Origin of the sequence: Streptomyces coryli (assembly GCF_011044975.1) — a bacterium.
Taxonomy (GTDB): domain Bacteria; phylum Actinomycetota; class Actinomycetes; order Streptomycetales; family Streptomycetaceae; genus Streptomyces; species Streptomyces coryli.
In genome coordinates this window covers 1-3,617 of the sequence record NZ_JAAKZV010000431.1, presented here as the reverse complement: position 1 = coordinate 3,617, position 3,617 = coordinate 1, and the positions used below count along the sequence as shown (strand labels likewise).

The window sequence follows — 3,617 nt, the reverse complement described above, 5'->3', positions numbered from 1 at the left end:
GCCCCCCGCTGTGCCCACGCCACCGACGCCTGCGGCTCACTCCCGCCCACCCGCGACGGAGTCGCCTGCCATCACACCCTCGACCAGGAGCCGGCCCGTGGCTGATCCCGCACTGCAGCTGACCCGGATCACGGCGGGCTACGACCGCCGCACCCCGGTCGTACGGAACGCCTCTCTGACGCTGCACACCGGCGAATCCGTCGGCCTTCTCGGCCCGAGCGGCTGTGGGAAATCCACCCTCGCCCGGGTCGCCGCTCTTCTGCATCGGCCCGAGTCGGGGGAGGTACACCTGGACGGGAACCTGATCCACCGCTGGCGCGGCCGCGCTCCCCGCGAACAACGCACGATGATCGGCGTCGTCTTCCAGCAGCCACGGCTGGCGGTGGACCCCCGCCTCACCCTCCAGGCCACGATCACGGAACCGCTGCGCGCGACTGGCCGCACGAAGGAAATCCCGGACCGCCTGAAGGAACTTGCGAGGACCGTCGGCCTAACCCCCGACCTCCTGACCCGCCGCCCCCACGAGGTAAGCGACGGCCAACTCCAACGCGCCTGCCTGGCCCGCGCCCTAGCCCTCCACCCACGCATCCTCATCTGCGACGAGATGACAGCGATGCTGGACGCCTCCACGACCGCGGCCCTGGTAGCGGCAGTGGAAAACTACCGCCGCACCACAGACGCCACACTGCTGGCGATCACCCACGACCGCACCCTCCTGACGCGCTGGTGCGACCGGACGGTCACGTACGACACGCTCACGGAGGGCTAGCGGCGGGGCGACGTCACGCAGGGGCACCGAGCGGCGGGTGCTCGAGCACGCGGGGCTTGTACTCGACGAGCTGGATGCTGCCGTCGAAGGTGCGGTGCTCGGTCATCTCGAGGGCAACGTCCGGATAGCCGTCGTAGATGCGTTCTTCGCCCGTGGCCCCGGTGATCACCGGGAACATCACGACCCGGAAGCGGTCGACGAGTCCGGCTCGTAGCAGGGACCGGCACAGGCTGAGGCTGCCGATCGTGCTGAGGATCCCCGAGCCGCTCGACTTCATGGCGCGGACCGCCTCGACGGCGTCGTCGCGGACGAGCGTGGAGTTGGCCCACTTCAGTGGCTCCTCGAGTGAGGAGGAGAACACCACCTTGGAAGCTTGCGTGAGCTCATCGACGGACGCCTCTTCCTCGGGCCTGAACTCGTCCTGGCCCGCCGGGACCTCGCCTGCGGCGAAGCCCGACATCAGGCGGTAGGTGTTCGCTCCCATCAGGTAGGTGACCTCGGGCTGCTCGCCGAGCCATTCGAGGTACTCCGGTCCTTCCACTCCCCAGAACCCGGGCCATCCCTCACCTGATGCGTAGCCGTCCAGGGAGGTGATGAAGTCGACGAGAAGCTCCGACATGGCAGTGTCCTTTCCTGAGGTGTCACAAGCTTGGACCGGCCGGGAGCCAGAAACTCATCGGCCGCGCGGAGCCGGAGGCCGTTGTTGCGGACATTGTTCACGGCGTGGGCCGCTCAGGCGGACCGCAGGCAGAAGGGGTGCCCGGCCGGGCTGGCGTAGACCCGGCTGCCCTTCTCGGAGTCCGGAGGGACGTCGTCGGTGGGCCGCAGTCGACTGGCACCGGCGTCAATCGCCGTCCGGTCGGCAGCCCGGAGATCGTCCACGGCGAAGTCGAGGTGCAGCTGCTGGGACACGCCGTCCGGCCACTCCGGGGCGACGTGCCCCGGGGCTGACTGGATCACCAGGACCGGGAAGCCGGGGGCCTGGACGAAGTGGTGGGTCGGGGTCCGGGTGATCGAGCCGCCGAGCAGCCGGTGCCAGAAGGTGCCCTCCGGCTCCAGGTCGCCGGCATCGATGATCACGGAGCTCAGGGTGATATTCACGATGGTGTCCTCTACTGGGTGTCGACTGCTGCTCAGAGCGCCGGGATGATGCCGCCGTCGACGCGGAACTGCGCTCCGGTGAGCCACTTGGCGCGCCCGGAGGCGAGGAAGGCGATCATCTCGGCGACGTCCTCGGGGTCGCCGGGGCGGTCCATCGGCATCTTGAGGTGGTCCACGATCTGCTGGGTGACCTCGTCCGTACTGACGCCCTGCTGGTCCGCGAGGTGCTGGAGGTGGGCGGCAGCGCCGTCGGTGACGACGAAGCCCGGCAGGACACACACCACGCGCACCCCGTGCTCGCCCACCTCGGTGGCCAGTTCGCGGCTGTAGGCGTTGAGCGCCGCCTTGGCGGCGGCATAGGACGCCTCCGTACGCTGCGGAAGCCGGCTGGCGATCGAGGAGACGTGCACGACGACGCCGGACTTCCGCTCGACCATCCCCGGCACCAGGACCCGGTCCAGGCGTACGGCGCTGAGGAGGTTCATCCCGAGATCGGCGTGCCAGGACTCGTCCGACCGGCTCAGGGTCGGCGCCGGGGCGCTCGCCGCGCCCGCGTTGTTCACCAGCACGTCCACCCCGCCCACGCGGTCGATGACCTGCCGGCCGAGCTCCGCCGCCCCCTGCTCGGTGGAGAGGTCGGCGGGGATGAACGTGGCCGGCAGGTCCTCCCTCGGCTTGCTGCGAGAAGCCGTCAGCATCTTCGCGCCCGCCGCGGCGAAGCGGCGGACAGTGGCTTCGCCCAGGCCGCGGCTGCCCCCGGTGACCAGCACCCGGAGCCCGTCCAGCCCTTCCCCTGCAGCCGTCACGCGCGCGCTCCTCCGTAAGATGAACCCGACTCCGGAAACACTACATAACCGGAGTCCGATTCACCTTACGGAGGTTGTGTTGCCGTCATCACGTCCGCTGCGCGCCGATGCGCGGCGCAACCGCGAGGCGCTGCTGTCCGCAGCCCGGGAGGCGTTCCTCGGCGGCGACACCGACGTGCACGTCGAGGCGATCGCCCGCAGGGCCGGGGTGGCCGTGGGAACCCTCTACCGCCACTTCGAGACCCGCGAAGCCCTCATCGAGGAGGTCTACCGCCAGGAAGTCGACGAGCTGTGCGCCACTCCCGAACAGCTCCTGGACCAACACCCCCCGCACGAGGCCCTGCGGCGCTTCCTGCTGCTGCTCGTGGACCACGCGGCCGTGGGCAAGGGGATGGCCGTCGCCCTGGAGAGCATCATGACAACGAACTCCCCGGTCTTCGACAACGCCCGCACCCAGATGGCCAACGCCCTCACCCGCCTGCTCGACGCCGGTGCGACGGCCGGCACCATCCGCGATGACGTCACCGGCCCCACCCTGCTGCGCGCTCTGGGCGGCATCTGCGGCATGCACATCACAGAGGGCTGGCAGGACGAAGCAAGGCAGATCACCGCCATCCTCTTCGACGGCCTACGCTCCGGCGCCCAACGGCCAGCCTGAGTTGCCCCTCTGGCCAAAGCCCGGGGACCGCAACCTCGCATCGAACCGCAGAGTCGCTCCCGGCCCTGACCGAACAGTAGGCCTCACCAGAGCCGGGACGAGGCGAAGTGCTGGGCGTATCGCAGGCCCTTGGGGGTGCCGTTGAAGAGCCACAAGGTGGTCTTCGGCGGCTTGCCGTCCTTGGTCGCGACCTGCGCGTCCCGCAGCCTCGAGGCCGCGATCATGTCCGCGCGGCCGTCGCCGTTGACGTCGAGGAGCGGGCAGAGCGGGGTGAGGCGGTGGC

6 protein-coding genes are annotated in these 3,617 nt (G+C 69.9%); 2 read left to right on the top strand and 4 right to left on the bottom strand.

The window, feature by feature from the left end:
• Window positions 1-97 precede the first annotated feature (97 nt).
• Window positions 98-769: an ABC transporter ATP-binding protein gene (locus G5C51_RS40655; protein ID WP_338118498.1), complete on the top strand. Its 672-nt coding sequence runs from the start codon at window positions 98-100 to the stop codon at window positions 767-769.
• 13 nt (window positions 770-782) lie between these two features.
• Here G5C51_RS40655 and G5C51_RS40650 read toward each other — a convergent pair whose 3' ends face one another.
• The 3 genes from G5C51_RS40650 to G5C51_RS40640 all read right to left on the bottom strand — a co-directional run bounded on the left by G5C51_RS40650 (window position 783) and on the right by G5C51_RS40640 (window position 2,676).
• Window positions 783-1,388: a dihydrofolate reductase family protein gene (locus G5C51_RS40650; RefSeq protein ID WP_165245771.1), complete on the bottom strand. Its 606-nt coding sequence runs from the start codon at window positions 1,386-1,388 to the stop codon at window positions 783-785.
• A 113-nt stretch (window positions 1,389-1,501) separates the two neighbouring features.
• On the bottom strand, window positions 1,502-1,870 hold the full coding sequence (locus G5C51_RS40645) for a VOC family protein (protein ID WP_165245769.1): 369 nt from the start codon (window positions 1,868-1,870) through the stop codon (window positions 1,502-1,504).
• A 32-nt stretch (window positions 1,871-1,902) separates the two neighbouring features.
• Window positions 1,903-2,676 carry an oxidoreductase gene (locus G5C51_RS40640; RefSeq protein ID WP_165245767.1) on the bottom strand — a complete coding sequence of 258 codons (774 nt, stop codon included), beginning with the start codon at window positions 2,674-2,676 and terminating at the stop codon, window positions 1,903-1,905.
• A 79-nt stretch (window positions 2,677-2,755) separates the two neighbouring features.
• Here G5C51_RS40640 and G5C51_RS40635 point away from each other — a divergent pair, with 79 nt between their 5' ends.
• Entirely contained in the window at window positions 2,756-3,334 is a 579-nt protein-coding gene (locus G5C51_RS40635; RefSeq protein WP_165245765.1) for a TetR/AcrR family transcriptional regulator, read from the top strand.
• Between the two features lie 83 nt (window positions 3,335-3,417).
• On the opposite strand, the gene G5C51_RS40630 is transcribed toward G5C51_RS40635, so the two are convergent.
• Window positions 3,418-3,617: hypothetical protein (locus tag G5C51_RS40630; RefSeq protein ID WP_165245763.1), on the bottom strand; the 200-nt coding region annotated here is incomplete at its 5' end.

Excerpts from the sequence above, each read along its gene's own strand:
- G5C51_RS40650 (WP_165245771.1), bottom strand. The coding sequence starts at position 1,388 with ATGTCGGAGCTTCTCGTCGACTTCATCACCTCCCTGGACGGCTACGCA.